The sequence below is a fragment of the Candidatus Nomurabacteria bacterium genome (assembly GCA_016699085.1).
Lineage (GTDB): Bacteria > Patescibacteriota > Minisyncoccia > Phycocordibacterales > UBA9973 > CAZLWF01.
The window spans coordinates 500,784-518,508 of the sequence record CP064958.1 but is presented as its reverse complement, the minus strand read 5'-3'; the positions used below and the strand labels follow the sequence as shown (position 1 = coordinate 518,508).

At 40.3% G+C, this 17,725-nt stretch carries 14 protein-coding genes and 1 rRNA gene; 8 read left to right on the top strand and 7 right to left on the bottom strand.

Annotated features, from left to right (window positions below; all coding sequences use genetic code 11):
• Window positions 1-522: 522 nt before the first annotated feature.
• Both IPF86_02790 and IPF86_02785 read right to left on the bottom strand, forming a co-directional pair.
• A complete protein-coding gene (locus IPF86_02790; protein QQR49987.1) occupies window positions 523-1,893 on the bottom strand; it encodes an FAD-binding oxidoreductase in 1,371 nt (456 codons plus the stop codon).
• 555 nt (window positions 1,894-2,448) lie between these two features.
• Complete coding sequence (locus tag IPF86_02785; GenBank protein QQR49986.1) at window positions 2,449-2,694, bottom strand: GIY-YIG nuclease family protein; 246 nt, start codon at window positions 2,692-2,694, stop codon at window positions 2,449-2,451.
• Between the two features lie 105 nt (window positions 2,695-2,799).
• Between IPF86_02785 and IPF86_02780 the strand changes: the two genes are divergently transcribed.
• From IPF86_02780 to IPF86_02770, 3 genes are all read left to right on the top strand, one after another.
• Window positions 2,800-3,147 carry a hypothetical protein gene (locus tag IPF86_02780; GenBank protein QQR49985.1) on the top strand — a complete coding sequence of 116 codons (348 nt, stop codon included), beginning with the start codon at window positions 2,800-2,802 and terminating at the stop codon, window positions 3,145-3,147.
• Between the two features lie 393 nt (window positions 3,148-3,540).
• On the top strand, window positions 3,541-3,795 hold the full coding sequence (locus IPF86_02775; protein ID QQR49984.1) for a hypothetical protein: 255 nt from the start codon (window positions 3,541-3,543) through the stop codon (window positions 3,793-3,795).
• Window positions 3,796-3,873: 78 nt separating this feature from the next.
• Window positions 3,874-4,194, top strand: coding sequence for a hypothetical protein (locus tag IPF86_02770; protein ID QQR49983.1), 321 nt, complete (start codon window positions 3,874-3,876; stop codon window positions 4,192-4,194).
• Window positions 4,195-4,271: 77 nt separating this feature from the next.
• Here IPF86_02770 and IPF86_02765 read toward each other — a convergent pair whose 3' ends face one another.
• The 5 genes from IPF86_02765 to IPF86_02745 form a co-directional block, all read right to left on the bottom strand.
• Complete coding sequence (locus IPF86_02765; GenBank protein QQR49982.1) at window positions 4,272-6,593, bottom strand: ribonucleoside-triphosphate reductase; 2,322 nt, start codon at window positions 6,591-6,593, stop codon at window positions 4,272-4,274.
• A 242-nt stretch (window positions 6,594-6,835) separates the two neighbouring features.
• Entirely contained in the window at window positions 6,836-7,459 is a 624-nt protein-coding gene (locus IPF86_02760; GenBank protein ID QQR49981.1) for a hypothetical protein, read from the bottom strand.
• A gap of 272 nt (window positions 7,460-7,731) precedes the next feature.
• Window positions 7,732-9,371, bottom strand: a 16S ribosomal RNA gene (locus tag IPF86_02755).
• Window positions 9,372-9,712: 341 nt separating this feature from the next.
• On the bottom strand, window positions 9,713-11,368 hold the full coding sequence (gene groL / locus IPF86_02750; protein ID QQR49980.1) for a chaperonin GroEL: 1,656 nt from the start codon (window positions 11,366-11,368) through the stop codon (window positions 9,713-9,715).
• A 94-nt stretch (window positions 11,369-11,462) separates the two neighbouring features.
• Window positions 11,463-11,762 carry a co-chaperone GroES gene (locus IPF86_02745; protein ID QQR49979.1) on the bottom strand — a complete coding sequence of 100 codons (300 nt, stop codon included), beginning with the start codon at window positions 11,760-11,762 and terminating at the stop codon, window positions 11,463-11,465.
• A gap of 114 nt (window positions 11,763-11,876) precedes the next feature.
• Between IPF86_02745 and secG the strand changes: the two genes are divergently transcribed.
• The 5 genes from secG to IPF86_02720 are packed head-to-tail and all read left to right on the top strand — an operon-like array spanning window position 11,877 to window position 17,709.
• Window positions 11,877-12,098, top strand: a complete 222-nt coding sequence (gene secG, locus IPF86_02740) for a preprotein translocase subunit SecG (GenBank protein ID QQR49978.1) — start codon at window positions 11,877-11,879, stop codon at window positions 12,096-12,098.
• Window positions 12,099-12,152: 54 nt separating this feature from the next.
• On the top strand, window positions 12,153-13,883 hold the full coding sequence (locus IPF86_02735) for a hypothetical protein (GenBank protein ID QQR49977.1): 1,731 nt from the start codon (window positions 12,153-12,155) through the stop codon (window positions 13,881-13,883).
• A 14-nt stretch (window positions 13,884-13,897) separates the two neighbouring features.
• The gene (locus tag IPF86_02730) at window positions 13,898-15,832 is read left to right on the top strand and encodes an RNase J family beta-CASP ribonuclease (GenBank protein ID QQR49976.1); all 1,935 of its coding nucleotides are present in this window, start codon (window positions 13,898-13,900) and stop codon (window positions 15,830-15,832) included.
• 18 nt (window positions 15,833-15,850) lie between these two features.
• Complete coding sequence (locus tag IPF86_02725; protein ID QQR49975.1) at window positions 15,851-17,005, top strand: MFS transporter; 1,155 nt, start codon at window positions 15,851-15,853, stop codon at window positions 17,003-17,005.
• Window positions 17,002-17,709, top strand: coding sequence for an rRNA pseudouridine synthase (locus IPF86_02720; GenBank protein ID QQR49974.1), 708 nt, complete (start codon window positions 17,002-17,004; stop codon window positions 17,707-17,709). The genes IPF86_02725 and IPF86_02720 overlap by 4 nt, the downstream gene beginning before the upstream one ends.
• The last annotated feature ends 16 nt before the right edge of the window (window positions 17,710-17,725 follow it).

Genomic DNA, 17,725 nt, shown 5'->3' with positions numbered 1-17,725 from the left:
TATCAACCATGCATTACTACTACTATTATCGTACAGAATAAATTTCCTGACAATATTTTTTCATGCAAATATGTGGATAACTTTTTTGTAAATAAAAATAAAAAAATAATTGTTTTAATTTAAAAAGTAAAATGTATCTAAAAAAATAAAATTATTTTTTTAGAATTTCTTTATTTTAAAAAAAATGTAGCACATTAATATCTGTACGTAACAGAAAATAAAACACCCCGCACGTGCGGGGTGTTTTATTTTCTGTGCTTAGAGCGAGCGGGTGCTAACTCCAACACAAGTGCATATGTGAGTGCAGCCGCTCGCTGTAAACACAGACAACGACTGCATAAAAAGTATACTGTATTCTGAAGTAATAGCAAATACTAGCCATAGGTAAAATGACAAAATATGCATGTTTAGCAACACAAAATCCGCCCGAAGGCGGATTTGTGATGCACTTGTGTCTCTAAAAATTGAGACGGAGCTATTCACTCACAGGGATAGTATAGCAAACTATGTTAAAAAAGTCAACTAGGTGGGACATCGTTGATCCTGGGGGTCAAAAATAGATGGTTCGATAGTATCACCACGCAAAATCCGCGCAATTCTATGACCCCCATAAATAGATGGGAGTATTCCTACACCATTACAACCTAAGTTGTACATTAAAATAGGGTTACATGGCTCACTGCCAATAAGTCGTACACCGTTGGGCGTATATCCCATAAGGCCATGCCATGCAAAATAAAACGCACTTCGTTCGTATGTTCTACTAAATGTTTTTTTTATAAAACTAAATATGAACTCAAGATGCTTTTCTGGATATGGCATTTTTGGATCATAGGTTCGTGTATCTTCAACCATTTCTTCAGGACCGCCTACCGAAAGAATATTATACTTACCACCCAAATGCTCATAGGGACGTCTTGTCGCATAATAATATGCTTCCCCAGTATCAGAATCAGTCTTTGAATAAATACTCGCAGCAGGTTTCTGGTCAGGAACATCTAAGAATCCTGCCATGTAACCTATAAGTCCAGTGACACTATGATGAAATTTAGTATCAATGTCAGAACCAGATTGATTTTTAAGCGTAATTTTTTCAAAACCATTAGTACATAGCACTACTCGTGAAGCATGTATTTCATTGGTTCCACTTTTAAGTCGCGCCTCGTTTTGAGAGAGTATGCAATCCTCTACCAAAGTTTCTTCAAGTAAGGTAAAACGTTCTTTGTATGTACTCATGAGAAAACCTACCAACTCTTCAGTAAAAAGCGCACTATTCATGCATCCTGAAAGAAAAGGTAAACAGGCAATATAACGATCATCAATTGTCTCAAGTAACGAGAGTATATTTTCTTTATCGACAATACTGTAGTACGGTTTATATTTTTCTGGTAAGTGGATATGCTCGTGCCACTCTTTTGAAATCAAGAGAGCGCGAGTTGCAATTACTGCTTCACCTCTTTGAAAAAGATCTTCGAGCGAGATGAGAATTTGTTCTTTAGTTTCGAGACCGTTATATCCTTCAAATTCTGACTTTGGTGTAAGTAATTGTGCATCGCGGATAATCTCATTGAGCAAAATTCTAGCATCAAACTCAATGGCACGCTGTGCATGAGCAGCTAATTCAAGTCCGTATTTTTTTACAAAGTCCTGGAAAGGCGCCTCGAAATAACTAGTTACCTGGCCGGCATTATGCCCTGTTGCCCCATGGGCAATTTTATCTGCTTCAATAAGAGTCACCTTTTTATCTGTAAAGAGCAGCGTGAAGTAAGCAGTAGTAACTCCAGCAATTCCTCCTCCAATAATTGCAATATCAGTTTGTTCAGTCATTTTTCCTTTCGCAACTGGTCGAGTTCGAGCGAGCTGTTTGAGCCAGGGAGAATTGTTGATAAACATAGTATAAGTATAACAGAAAAAACTTCCCTTTCGGGAAGCTTTTTCATTTTGTATTGTACCTATAAGCCGAATTCTGTACCCCGCAAGTGCGGGGCGATAATCATTTATCTAGGATTGTTGTTGCCAACAATCTCAAGCGGCACTCCACGGGCAGGTTATAGGTGATAGTGAATAGGTTATAGTAAATACATTTCACGAATTACTATTCCCTCTAACCTACAACCTGTAACCTACCCATAGCACGGCCTTGCACAGAAGTAAGGATTTAGCCGTTTCACCCTTCGACTTCGTAGAGGGCAAGCCCTAAACTTATACGAAGATTTATCCCTCGATTACTCTCGGGATATCCTTTCCTTTCGGATTGGACGTCACTGCTCGCACCTCGTGGATTACTCCAGACGGGCGTTACCCGCTACTATGCTCCCCGTGAGATAACAACCTCCAAACTATTTCCATTTTTATTTATCTAATGCTTCAGAAAGTATAGAAATTATTTAGATACTCTTATCTCACGGGGCTGTGTTCGGACTTTCCTCCACGTGAGATAGATAGGTACTACACTTTATCGTTCTTTAAACGACCTTTAACATACCTTCGGCCCCAAGCAGTTTTTAAATACTTCTCTCTTATTAAAGCATCAGTTTTAGATCGAGAAGCTTCGTAATACACAATTGTCCAAGGACCTCGATTTCTTGTAGCTAACGATTCATTATTCTGATGCTCAGTAAATCGTCGCTTTAAATCATTGGTTGATCCTATATACAACTGCTTGGGGCCTTTTAATATGTAAACATAATACATATATATCTCACGTGGCGATTATCCAGTACAACGGAAACAGTATACACGATTTTATAATACTTGACAAGCGTATATATTATGATATTTTATATAAAAGCACGAACCATGATAGATAACAAGTATTTCGGAAGAGAAATCACACTAAAACAGTCAATTATTGCCAACATAATAATAATTGATATTTCACAGGAGGGTGATCGTAATGTTACTGAAAACTTCTCTGTAGAAATAGAAGCTGGACAAAAAATAACTATTCTAGCACCAGTTGTTGATGAATTTCACAGGGGAGCAACTGGGATATTGAAAACGAATTATTATCCGCTAAATGATGGATTTTTATTTGACATCAAAGGCGTATCCCTTAGACCCAACATACAAAGACAGGGCACCTTGAGACTTAGATACCAATATTTTCCTTCTAAATTATCTGACTTTCTCTTATATAATAGTTAAATAAAAAAAATCAAAGCCGTTCACTTCCAAGTGACGGTTTTCTATTTGACAAAATGTACTAAAAAACGATAATAACAGAAAAGTTACCAATGGCAAAAATTGCATACTTATTCCTTACTATTTCTGCTATGGCCGAGGCTCTTACACAAGAACTTTTGATCTACGGTCTCATGTATTTCATTGCTAATAAATGCTTCATTTTTGGAATCGTAACGTTGATATTCCTGTCGAGAAATGATGATAGATTTTTACAAGTTATTAAAGTAACGATACATGTAGGATTCTGGTTTCTCATGTATGTTGCCTTTCTCTTCATTTGGTCTGTCTATCTTTAACATTTGTCAAAACTCTCCTGCAATAGTATTTCAATTAAGCTCATACTATACTAAAACCATGACAGAAAAAATGAACATACATAGCGACCAAGAAAGCAGCCAAGAAGATTTTACAACTTTCCTTGATAGTCTAAACTTAGGAATTCGAGCAAATAACTATGCCCGAAATTTGATTCCTCATGTAAAAACTAAACAGGAGTTTCTGGATTTATCCTTCAGTGACCTTCTAAAATTAGGTGGTACGAATAAGCCAGGTTTGACTGCATTACTAAACGAATTAAGGGAAAAAGGTATTCAAGCAAACTCACTATAAACCGCTTCTAATTTGGAGGTGGTTTTTTATTTGACAAGTATCCAAATTGAGATTAGAGTGAGTAAAAATTCAATATGTATGGCGAAAAAACTTAGTAAGTCGTGGCAAGAATTCATCGATGCATGGATTGCCTACCTGACAGAAACAAATGATATAAACAAGGTTCGCCTTCATACCGCACTTGAGAACTTTCTAATAGGAGGTAATCCAGACGCACAGGAAGAATGGATAGAGGAAACAAAAAAAATTATTGAGGATGTTGCAGCTGGGGATCGTGATGCATGGAGAATGATTTTTAATTTCATCAAAGAATATTTCCCTGAAGAGACAATATATCACGATATCATTCTCGACATTGCGAAAACAAAAAAAATTGGCAACGGTACCTGGGTATTGTAGAAAATTTAAAAAACCGCCGATCAAATCTGAGCAGCGGTTTTTTCTATTTACTGTTTACTAATTACTATTTACTTACTTTACACTTCACAAACCCCAGAGACACAAGCAAGTTCTTTCTTCACCTCAGTCTCATCATCGAGTTCGTAGGTAACAATTTTTGAGAAATCAATGTTTTCAACGGTATGCTTAAGTTCTTCGTATTTCTCTTTGCTAATTGGTTCATAAGGGGCGAGCTGGTAAACGTGGTTTGAGCGAGGCAAGAATGAAAGCCCTCCTAACATATCCCAGTTGCCATAGAGCCAATGTGCAACAGCGATCCACTCGTCTTCGCCGACTGAGATCGTCACTGATGGATTGTGCTCAGTAAAGTGCTCCTTGATAACTTTCCAATGCGCGAGCTGATCGAGCGCGGTGATATCGTCTTTACAAATTGCACCTTCTGGAGCTTTTACAGGGAATTCGAGAACATAGGTCGTCGCATTTTCAACACTCTGTCCCACTTCTGGATAATATGGCACACCTTGGTCTTTCAACATTTGGAAAAGTGCATCGGTTGCAGATATGCGAACTCGGCGGATGTAGTATGGGCTATGACGTGGATGCATACCTGAAGCGCAGTCAACGACCTGGGACACCGTACCAGAAGGCTTCACGCAGGTAATGCAGGTTGATTCATTGACGTCGAAACGTTTAGCAAATAATTTATTGATCTTCACACTTTCAGCTTTGAGCTTTTCAAGTATTTTTGGATCACGAGCAAATTTTGAATCCCATTGACCTGTGAGTGACACCCCTAAGAGTCTTTCATCTTCACAATTTTTCTTCCACTCTTTGGATAGGTATGGGAAATACGTAAGTGTTGATTGGTAGGTACCTAAAATTGTTGCCACACGGACTTTTCTCATGAGAGATTCTTCTGTATCTTCCGCCCGGCAAACAACTTCTGATAGATTACAAAACTGTTTTGATTTCAAAATAATTTCTCCACATGGGTTGGTTCCCACGAGTCCAACAACACGTCCATCAGCATTGATGTAGCCAGACTTTTTCCAGAATTTAATGCGACGTTCAGGTATCTGCTTTGGTAATGCTCCGCGGTTAAACAATCCTCGCTCGCCAGAGCCACTTTTCATAAGGGCAATCCATTCATCCATGAATTCGACTGCTGTAGGCTTTGATTCGTAGACGGCAGAATTGTTCGCAAGCATGCGTTGTGGCTCATTGATATAGAACTGGCCTTTCTTGGCATCACGAATCGCTTCATCATCGAGATCAGAGAGCGAGATGAGCGCACTTCGGCGTACGCCCCCAGCAACGACACACTCACCAATCTTACAAATAATATCGTGAGCATCGAGGTTCGTCAGATGACGTCCTTGGCGACGAAGAATACGTTCACGAGTAAACTGCAACAGGTCTTGGAGTGGCTTTGGACCAGAACTCTTGCCACCCATCGTGCGAAGTCGTGCACCTGCACCACGAAGCAATGAGAAATCAAATTCAACGTCTTCCCCACCAAACCACGTCTTCATACCAAGCACAAATGCATCTGCCCAGCCTTCTTTACTATCAGGAACAACATACTTACTTGGCTTTTTGCCAGATTGGGGTTTGATTTGCGGTAACGCTTGAATATTTTTACTTTCAACAGAAAATCCAACACCAGTGCCACACATAGATATATAAATAATTTCACCAAAGTCTTGGAAACATGTCGGCGCAATATATGAACAGTTGTAAGCGCAGACATTAGTCTTTCTCGCTGCATGATCAGCAAATTGCATGAGGCGCATTGATGGCATCGCATCATGGCTCAAAATTGCTTCTCGGACTTCATTGTATTCAGATTCTTTAAGCTTGGTGCCTATGTGTTCGCGCATAAAATTCATATAGCGATCAACGGTCTCAATCCAAGTCTCACGACGGCCTTCGGCCTCAATCCACTTCGCATATGATCGATAATAGACGAATTCGGCAAGCGGATTTCTAAAGTATTTCTTAGATTCTTCGGTTAGCTGTTTTACTTTCTCAGGGACAGGACCAACTTCACGACGAAGAACTGCACGTTTATTGCGGTAGAGAATATAGGCTTTAGCAGTATGAACAAATTGCTCACGGATAAGCTCTCCTTCAACAAGGTCTTGGATGAGTTCAACAGTTGGGACAAAATGTTTATCTTTTGAAGCTTTTCGAAGAGCAAGAAGTTCTTTGAAGACAAGTCTAGCAATATACTCAGCATCAGACGCAGTTCCCTCACCGGTGACTGTAAACGCTTTGAGGAGCGCTTCCTGGATTTTAGCTATATCAAATGGTATAACATCATGCTCACGGTTACGGATCTCTTTGATTTTCTTGAAATCAGCAGAAGGTATTGAAATGCGTCGTTTTTTATTGCCCATACTTATAAAATTAGCTGCTAAAAATGTATCCTTGGATACTCATTGTACATAAAAAAAATTTTTGGCGCTGTGTGGATAACTTGCAATTTTAGCCCTTCAAAATGAAAAAATATTTTGTAAAGCAGGGTTCTGAATAAGCCTTACAGTGATGCACCTTTTAGTGTCGGAAAAAATATTTCATAATAAAAAATAAAAATCCCATCCAGAATTTCTCTGGTGGGATTTAATGACGTTATTCTTACTCATTTGCCTCTTTGCAATATGGCAATTTGCTGCAAAATAACAGGATCGCTGCCTATATAGAGCTCATACCGAGGCTGATTTGGATTACCAACCTTGAAATTTGTCTCAATCCAGGCATCAAACTGCGCCTCCATTGCTGGGTTTGCCTGCGATATACTCGTAGCTATTTGCTTTTTCTGAGCACTATCTCGAGTTATGTTTTCGCTGGAAAAATCATCCAGAAAAGTTTGCATCACATTTTGAAATTGGTTTTGTAGATCGGCGAAGATCGGATCCGGTAGTGGCTTAGGAAATGCCGAATCTTTTGATATACCTTGACCAATCTTATTCAAAAAATCATCATCGATAGTAATCAAGTTTTCACCCAATCCATTGTCGGTATTTGTAATAGCAATAACCCGTATCAAACTGTCGTTACCATCTGGAAGCTGCAGGTAAGTACTTTGATAGTTTTCTTCTTCGGAATTCCATGTACTATGAAATTTTGAAAAAATATCAACTGGTGTTTCTACCACTGGCATGTTCGGCTGTGGGTCATCCTTTTTGTTAAAGATACCGCATGCTGACAGACATAAAATGAGGCCAAAAGTAAAAATTGAAAGCACTATTTGTTTGTTTTTCATGTACGTTTAGTTTTTCTTCATAATATCATAAATAAATATAATGTCAATTTTATGCAGACACAGAAAAACCACAATAATTATTGTGGTTTTTCTGTTATTTATTCATCTTAGTATGTGAAAGTCTTAGTATGTCCTCTTTTGTTTCGTCCTATTAGGGTCTTTCCCCTTATGTCAAAACTTTTTTAGGTCATAAAGCTTATAGACCATTCTGTGCTCAATTGAGGCACAGAACACCGACACCTTAATCTCATTCTTACGAATGAAAGGTTTCAAATTGAATTATTCCACGAGCAGCTTCCGCTACCCGTGCCTTGTTACGACTTAGTCCCTGTCACTGAGCTTACCTTAGGTCCTACTAATGTAGAAATTTCGGGTATTCCCAGCTCCCTTGACTTGACGGGCGGTGAGTACAAGACTCGAGAACGTATTCACCGCAGTATGTCTGACCTGCGATTACTAGCAATTCCAACTTCATGAGGTCGAGTTGCAGACCTCAATCCGAACTGAGGCGGCTTTTATAACGATTAGCTCAGAGTTACCTCGTCGCAACGCGTTGTAGCCGTCATTGTATTATGTGTGTAGCCCAGGATATCAAAGGGTCATGCTGACCTGGCGTCATCCTCTCCTTCCTCCCAGAACGAAACGTACGATGTACACTTCAAGTCAAAAGTTGAATGTAGAAAGTTTAAAGTAAATGCATTTCTGAATTCACTTTTGACTTTCAACTTTACACTTTCTACTAGAAGCGCATTCACGCGCTTTGTTCTGGGCGGTCTCGTGTGACAAATATAACACACGACGAGGGTTGCGTTCGTTACCCCACTTAAGGGAACAATTCAAACCACGAACTGACGACGGCCATGCAACACCTGCCTACTAGTCTTGCGAGGGCTCTAGTTTCTTAGAGCTTTCACGTAGGTGTCAAACCCTGGTGAGGTTCTTCGTTTACCATCGAATTAAACCACATAATCCACTGCTTGTGCGAGTCCCCGTCTATTCCTTTGAGTTTTAGCCTTGCGGCCGTATTTCCCAGGCGGATCTCTTAACGCGTTAGCTTAGGCTCTCAGAGGGTCGATACTCCGAAAACCGAGAGATCATCGTTTAGGGCGTGGACTACTGGGGTATCTAATCCCATTCGCTACCCACGCTTTCGTGCTTGAGTGTCAGATATGTGCCAGTGTGCTGCCTTCGCATTTGGTGTTCCCCAAGATATCAACGGATTTCACCCCTACACCTTGAGTTCCGCACACCTCTCACAACCTCTAGTCATACCGTTCCCCGCCCATGCTTCATGTTGAGCATGAAGATTTAAAGTGAGGCTAATATAACAACCGACGCACCCTTTACGCCCAATAATTCCGGATAACGCTCGGGGCTCTCGTATTACCGCTCCTGCTGGCACGAGATTAGGAGCCCCTTATTCATGAGGTACCGTCAATAAACTTCTTCCCTCATAAAAGATCTTTACGTCCCGAAGGACTTCATCAATCACGCGGCGTCGCTCCATCAGACTTTCGTCCATTGTGGAAGGTTCTTGACTGCAGCCACCCGTAGGTGTATGGGCCGTGTCTCAGTCCCATCGGTGGGGGTCAGCCTCTCAGCTCCCCTAGACGTCATAGCCTTGGTAGTCTATTACACTACCAACTAGCTGATATCCCGCAGGCCTTTCCCTAAGCGAAAAATCTTTCACTCTGAAGTATATCGCGTATTAGTCCACCTTTCGATGGATTATTCGCGACTTAGGGGGAAGTACCCACGTGTTACTACCTCGTTCGCCACTAATTTTAAAAATATCTATCAAAATTCCATATTGCTACTTCATTTCAACTTCAACAATTAAAATTCGTTCGACTTGCATGCCTTATCCACGCCGCCAGCGTTCATCCTGAGCTAGGATCAAACTCTACTTAAAAAATAGAACGAAACAAAAGAAAAAATACATTTTCTTGACTCAGATTACTTTACTTACTGACTTTAATTCACATTACATTGATGTTTAAATTTTCAAAGAAAAAAGCGTCTAACAGGCGCATATATGAACTTTACTTGTTTACAAAATAAAAAGTTTAGTTTTTCATAGGCATAATCTGTTAGATACCCTTCTTACTGAAGAGTGGAGATAGTATAGACGAGACGAAATGCAATGTCAAGCATATGAAACCGCCTTGAAATCTATGGATTCCAAGGCGGTTTCTTGTTAATACTTTTTGATCTATAAATGAGTGATTTTAGTCAATAACCCGTGTTTTTTAATCAATAGTCCATTCCCATCCCCGGCATGCCGCCAGCCTGCGGTTTTTCTTTTTCTGGCAGATCTGCAATTGCTACATCAGTCGTGAGAAATATTGCAGCTGCGCTTGTTGCATGCTCGACGCCACTACGGGTGACTTTCACAGGATCAACGATACCGGCAGCGAGCATATCGGGAATCATAACATCGAGGAGGGCATCATATCCCATATTGCCTTTACCGTTTTTAACTTTCTCAACGATAACCGAACCATCTTCTTTGCCGGCATTAATAGCGATTTGTTTGAGCGGTGCCATCAATGCGTCAAGTACGATTTGGAAACCGACTTCAAATTCACTCGTATATTTTTGTTTTGATGCAATGTGATCACGATTCACTTTCTCGTAAGCTTTGACGAGTGCAACACCTCCACCTGGCACAATACCTTCCTCGATTGCTGCCTTCGTAGCGTTCACTGCATCCTCAATCTTTAATTTCAGATATTTCATTTCAGTTTCTGTGGCTGCTCCAACACGCACCACTGCCACACCACCAGAAAGTTTTGCAACACGCTCTTCTAATTTCTCACGATCATATTTTGAAAATTTACCATCGAGAGCATTTATTTGCCCTTTCAGTGATTCGATTCGTTTCTGTAGGTCTGACTTTTTACCTTTACCACCGACGATAATAGTCTTATCTTTGGTTGCAATAATTTTGTTAGCACGACCAAGTGCGTTAAGTTCGATTGTATCAAGTTTAAGTCCCACATCATCAGAGATAACTTTCGCACCAGTTATGATTGCAATATCTTCGAGTATATCTTTCTTTTTATCACTGTAGCCAGGTGCTTTGACAGCCAAGACATTAAATCCACCACGGAGTTTATTGAGGACAAACGTCGTGAGTGCTTCCCCATCAACATCTTCAGCAATGATAACAAGTTCTTTCTTGCCTGTTTGAGCAACTTTCTCAAGAAGTGGCAAAATTTCTTTGACTGAAGAAATTTTCTTGTCAGTGACGAGTACGAGTGCATCTTTGAAAACTGATTCCATGCGTTCAGTATCAGTGATCATATACGGCGACACATAGCCTTTGTCGAATTGGAGTCCTTCGACGACTTCAGATTCAACCGTAAAGGATTGTGATTCTTCAACAGTGACAACACCATCTTTGCCAACTTTTTTTATCGTGTCAGCGATAATATTGCCAAGCTCCTCTGATTCAGCTGAAATAGTAGCTACTTGTCTAATTTCCGCATCGCTTTTAATGGGATGCGCCATTTGACGTAATGCTTTCACTACTTCTTCTCTCGCAGATTCAATACCGCGACGCACCAGCATGCCATTGGCACCCATAGTTGTCTGTTTGAGCCCTGCCGTGATAATCGCAGCAGTTAAAATAACCGATGTTGTCGTGCCATCACCTGCCATGTCATTGGTCTTGCTTGCTACTTCTTTGATAATTTCCGCGCCCATGTTTTCGAATTTATCTGCGAGGGTGATTTCTTTGGCGATCGAGACGCCATCATTCGTGATTGTCGGCGCACCATAGCCTTTGTCGAAGACAACATTACGACCCCTTGGCCCTAGTGTTATTTTGACTGCGTCTGCGACTATATCAATACCTCGCTTTAAAGCGATCTTTGCATCTGCGCTAAATAAAATTTGTTTGGACATAGTTGTGAGAAATCTTTAGAAACTGTTTTTTGAAAGGTCTGGCCGAGTTTTACGAGGAAATCCGAGGGCCTTGATAAAAATAGTTTCTAAAAATTTATTTAATGATTGCTAAAATCTGATCTTCTTTGATGAGAAGATATTCGTTGTCGTCGACCTTGATTTCTTCTGGACCATACTTAGAAAAGAACACTGTATCACCTTTTTTGACCTCAAGTGGGATACGAGTACCAGTATCACTTATTTTTCCTTCCCCTACAGCAATTACTTCTCCTTGTTCCGGACGTTCTTTTTCATTTGCTTCTGGTAGATAAATACCTGACTTGGTTTTAGTTTTACTATCGCGTAATGGCTTGACGAGTACGCGGTCACCCAAAGGAATAATTTTTTTTGCCATAAATGTACTTTAAGTGAATTACTGATAATGCGGTCATATTTTATACAAGGCATCACACTAATGCAACTGTAGCTTGCCTATTATTTATTCTATGCTATACTCTTTTGCATGAGTATGGTACTAACGTTTCTCCCGTATCTACAAATTATTCTCTCAATAATCCTTATCGGTTCAATACTACTCCAGCAATCAGGTGCTGGTATTGGTGCTCTTGGAGGATCAGATAATTTTGCTACGTTTCATACAAAACGAGGCGCAGAAAAAGTGCTCTTCATAACTAGTATTGTTTCTGCAATACTTTTTGCACTTGCGTCACTGCTTGCAATCATACTCTAACGGAATTAATTTCCAATATATTAACCTCGAAACTATACTATTAGTATTGATTTTATGTCTTCATTATTTTCTACGTTACGACAGCTTCGTTTGCCAACTAACCAAGAATTAAAAAAAATACCATATTATTTGACCCGTCGCGAGTGGACTATTTTTGCAGTGCTCATTGTTATTCTTGCAACAGCAACTATTGCAATTCTTTACCGAATTAATCAAAAATTCATGGTACAGATACCAACAATCGGTGGCACAATACATGAAGGCATTATTGGAGCGCCTAGATTTATCAACCCAGTACTCGCAGTTTCTGATGCTGATAAAGATATGACGACCCTCATCTATTCAGGTCTCATGAGAAAATCAGCCGATGGCACCTTTATCCCTGACCTTGCTGAGAGCTACACCATATCTGCAGACGGATTAACGTATACCTTTATATTAAAAAAAGATATCTTTTTCCACGACAATACTACAGTCACTGTCGATGATGTACTTTATACAATCAACAAAATAAAAGACTCATCAATCAAAAGCCAGCATGCAATTGAATGGCAAGGCGTAACACCCGAGAAGATTGATGAGGCTACTATTTCATTTACATTGAAACAACCGTTTGTTTCTTTCTTAGAAAATACAACTGTAGGTATTTTGCCAATGCATATTTGGCAAAGCATCGAGGCTACTGATTGGATATTTAGTAAATACAATACTGCTCCGATCGGTTCAGGTCCGTACATGTTTCAAAAAAAATCAGTAACTTCTGATGGCACCCTAACAGCAACAACACTCAAATCGTTTGAAAAATTTGCACTTGGTAAGCCCTACATTCCAACTATAAAAATATATTTCTATCCAAATGAAGGTGAGCTCTTAGACGCCTATGCTGAAAAGACGATTACATCACTTGGAGCTGTATCTCCATCTGAAGCGCAAGCGATAATGCAAAACGGCGGAAGAATCGAAACAAGCATCTTACCTCGCATTTTTGGACTATTTTTTAATCAAGCACAAGCTCCACTTTTTAGCGACAAGACACTCGTAACTGCACTTAACGATAGTATCGACAAACAGGCAATAATTGACACTGTGCTATCAGGATTTGGACAAGCAATCGACAGTCCTATTCCAATTACCCTTTCATCGCAAATACCACCTCTGCATACTGTTGATAGTGAAGCGATAGCTGCTTCTCTACAAAAAGATGGCTGGCTCTTGGGTGACGACGGCTATCGATCAAAGAAAAGCACTACCGGCACAACACCACTTTCCTTCTCAATCGCAACTGGTGATGCACCTGAACTTAAAGCAACTGCTGCCATGATTAAAGCAGATTTCGAACGGATCGGAGCACGTGCTGAAATAAAAATATTTGATATTGGAACACTTAATCAAACAATTATCCGACCAAGAAAGTATGATGTGTTACTCTTTGGTCAAATTGTTAGTACGGAAAGTGACCTTTTTGCATTTTGGCACTCATCGCAGCGCAATGATCCAGGACTCAATGTTGCTATGTATGCAAATACAAAAACCGATACTGCACTTGAAAAAGCCCAAGGCACTCTGGAAGCTTCTGCCCGAGAGGAGCTATATGAAAAATTTAAGATTGAAATCAAAAATGATAAACCCGCAATCTTCTTGTATTCACCACAATATATTTACATTGTTGATAAAAAAATAAATGGATTCTCATTAGCACATATAGTTGAATCAAGCGACCGGTTTCGAGATGTATACCAGTGGTACCTCGCAACTGATTCAGTTTGGAAACTATTCACCCATTAATAAATACAAAAACTATGAACGACAAACCACAACGACCAGACAGACCAGCATTTCGCAATCATCCACGTACACAAGTGGTGAGAAATGATACGCCAGTACCAGCACGGACTGCACCAACAAAAAGTACACCGCACCCACTTCGAACAGCGAGACCTGCAGCGAGTGGACAGAAATTTCGCTATTCGAAATTCCCACCAAAACGACGTGGCACACCACCACCATCGAAGGCAAGTGTTTCTAAACGTCCAGCCGTAAAAGTTCCTCCACTTGCACCTGGCAATATTCGTATTGTGCCACTTGGAGGTGTGGAAGAAATCGGCAAGAACATGACAGCAATCGAAATTGGTAACGATATTATCGTTATTGATGCAGGTATGCAATTTAAAACTGAAGATACTCCCGGTATTGACTATATTATTCCAAATACGACCTATCTCGAAGAGAGAAAAGATAAAATTAGAGCCATGATAATCACGCACGGCCACCTAGATCACATCGGCGGAGTGCCGATTGTTATGGATCGTATTGGCAACCCCCCAATATATTCTCGAAATCTATCAATCCTTCTCATCAAAAAGCGTCAGTCAGAATTCCCACATTTCAAACCGCTTGATGCTCATATCGTAGAAAACGATAGTGTTATTACTGTTGGCAATATAAAAATTCGCTTCTTTGGTGTTACTCATACGGTCCCAGATTCAATGGGAATCATTGTCGAAACTCCACATGGTTGGATAGTAACTCCTGGAGATTACAAACTTGAACATCAAAACGGTATTCCATCAGATCGGGAAGAGAAAGAGTACAGTATTTTTGATAAAGCTAAAGTACTACTTTTGATGACTGACTCGACGAACATTGAAAATCCTGACTGGGCAATCCCTGAAACTGAAGTTCACAAAGGACTCGAGAGTATTATCCGGAGCGTCAAAGGGCGTCTCATTATTGCCGCTTTTGCATCACATATCGAACGATTAATAAAAATTGTCGAGATTGCAGAAGTCCTCAATAAACACATTGTCTTGGAAGGACGCAGTATGAAAACAAATATGGAAGTCTCAATCCAAGCTGGATTATTGAACCCTAAAAAAGGCACGATCATTACGATCGAGCAAGTCGACAACTACCCACCAGATCGAATTATCATACTATCAACCGGTGGCCAAGGTGAGGAATTTTCAGCACTCATGCGTGCATCAAATAAGACCCACAAGAACTTCAAGCTCGGCAAAGGAGACACAATCGTCTTATCAGCTTCAATCGTTCCAGGCAACGAGCTCGCAGTGCAGAAATTAAAAGATAACCTCGCTCGACAAGGTGTACGCATTATTCACTATCGCACGAGTGAAGTTTCAATCCATTCAACAGGTCACGGTAATATTCCAGAAATCAAATGGCTTCACACTAAAACTCATCCAAAGTTTTTCATTCCTATCCACGGAAATCACTACATGCTTAAGCTACACAAAGAGCTGGCGCTATCACTAGGTATGCCAGATAACCATATAATCGTTCCAGATAACGGCTCGATTATAGAGATAGTTGATAATGGTACCAAAATGGTTCTCTGCAAAGAGAAAGCGCCATCTGGAAACATGATGGTTGATGGTTTCTCAGTTGGCGACGAACAAGATGTTGTTATACGCGATAGACGAATGCTAGCAGCAGATGGCATGTTCATCGTTATGGTCATGGTGAACGCTGCGACTGGTAAACTCAAAAAATCCCCTGACCTCATATCACGAGGATTCGTCTACCTTAAAGAAAATCAAGAACTCCTACACGAAGCGAGAAACTTGATACGTAAAACTGTCGAAGACGAAACAGCTGGCATGAACCCGATTAACTTTGATTTCGTAAAAAACAATCTTACTGATACTGTTGCCAAGTTCTTGTACCAGAAAACTGCGAAGCGTCCATTAGTTATCCCTGTTATTTTAGGTATTTAAAATGTTATACTTTACTGCATGAAGCATTTACACTCCTTCACGATCAGAAGTATTTATACGACAACCTTTTTCTTTGCCCTGCAGGTTGCACTCGCATCATATATAAATTCAACATTTCTCTCTGGAATTGTTTCAGAAAAAATACTAGGCTATGTTTTCGCAGGCAGTGCCATGCTGACACTGATCGCACTGTCAGAAATGCCTACATTATTACGAGCATTCGGCAATAGACGACTGCTCTTGGGATTGCTCATAGTAAACTTTACTGCACTATTCATGGTGACCCACGGCAATCAAGCTGGACAAGTCGGTGGTATTTTGTTTTACCTTATCAGCAACAATTTGATCGTCTTTACATTTGATATTTTTGTTGAGCATTTCTCAAAAAATAAAAATACCGGTGTCATGCGTGGCATTTATCTTACTGTTATCAACTGTGCGTGGATATTTGCACCACTATTGGCCGGCATGCTACTGACTACTGGTGGGTACCATTTGCTCTACAGCATCAGTATGGCATTTATCTTCATAGTCTTTTATTTGACGCTTACCAAGCTCACCAACTATCACGACGCGCCATATAAACGCTTTTCATTTTTGCAAACCCTTATCAATATTGGCAAGAATCCTGATTTGAGAAATATCACCGTTATCAACTTTGTCTTGCAATTCTTTTACGCCACAATGGTTATCTACACACCACTGTATATGCATAATTATTTAGGCTTTTCTTGGACGACGATCGGCTTTATTTTTACGATCATGCTGTTGCCGTTTGTGTTTATCCAATATCCACTCGGACGCTATGCTGATAAAGTTGGCGAACGATCATTTTTATTGGTAGGCTTAGTTATCTTAGGTGCAAGCACCTTTCTTCTCGCTTTTATAGAACCAAACATTTGGACATGGGCAATTGTACTCTTTATGACACGCGTTGGCGCTGCGGTAACAGAAGTTATGACCGAGGTCTATTTCTTCAAGAAAGTAAATGATGCTGAGAGCAACTATATCAGCATATTCCGAGACATGTCGCCGCTTGCCTACATCATTGCGCCGCTTGCTGGCATATGCATACTTTCATTCGGTACATTTTCAACTCTTTATATTATCTTGGGTATTATTGTTCTGTCATCACTCTACTATGGGTTTTCGCTCCGAGATACAAGCATATGATTACCTACCCTATTCGCATCAACCATTACCTGGCAGAAAAACAAGTCACAACACGGCGTAATGCCGATGTTTTAATTGATGAAGGGAAAATTTTCATCAATGGCAAACGCGCCAAGATTGGCCAAATGGTACAAGAAAAAGACAAAGTATCATGGGACAAGGCAGTCAAACAAAACTATAGCTACATCGCCTACTACAAACCACTTGGGCTCGTTACTGTCGCACCTCAGCCGGGTGAGCGTGTTATCGATCTCAGTAAATTTCCCAAAGGTGTTTCCCCTGTCGGCAGACTCGATAAAGATTCAGAGGGACTTATCATTCTCTCTGATGATGGACGAATCACTGACGCACTCCTAAATCCAAAGAAAAAACATGAGAAAGAGTATCGTGTGGTCGTCAATAGGAAAATCACCAACTCCCTCCTACGAGGACTCAAAGAAGGCATGCGTATCGGTGCCGGTGATTTTACCAGGCCTGCCAAAACTCGCAAAGTAGACGAAGAAACGTTTGATATTATCCTAACCGAAGGCAAGAACCGCCAGATTAGACGAATGTGCAAGGCACTTGGTTTCGAAGTCAAATCACTCTTACGATTCCGCATTATGGATATCAAACTAGGCAACATGAAACCAGGCGATCAGAAGAAACTCGAGGGCAAACAGTTGACAGGATTCCTAGAGTCTCTCGGCATACCTACGGCATAAATTTGACATGCCAGTT